Genomic DNA, 266 nt, shown 5'->3' with positions numbered 1-266 from the left:
GACTTCGAAGGTTCGAATCCTTCCCCCACCACCAAATCTTGCCTTCGGCGATTAACTGAGATGCGATGAATACCGCAACGGTTGATGGCGGGAGGAGAGGGCGAAAGCCTTCGGCAAGGTTCGAGCTGTGCAGCGCAAGGCGCAGCCGGCCCGAAGGATGCGAGCCGAGTGATGAACAATCCTGCTCCATCCCAAAATTCTACAGAAAAATCAGGTAGCCGAGTTCCAGGATGCGGGCATCGTATAATGGCTATTACCTCAGCCTT

At 54.5% G+C, this 266-nt stretch carries 1 other RNA gene; it reads left to right on the top strand.

Features of this window, described 5'->3' with window-relative positions:
• Positions 1–80: 80 nt before the first annotated feature.
• Positions 81–196, top strand: a non-coding RNA gene (locus tag ADK28_RS29415) — RtT sRNA.
• The last annotated feature ends 70 nt before the right edge of the window (positions 197–266 follow it).

The organism is Serratia sp. 506_PEND, from assembly GCF_001076875.1.
GTDB lineage: Bacteria > Pseudomonadota > Gammaproteobacteria > Enterobacterales > Enterobacteriaceae > Serratia > Serratia marcescens.
Note: the sequence above shows the minus strand (reverse complement) of the source record. Positions and strands in the feature narration are given on the sequence as shown.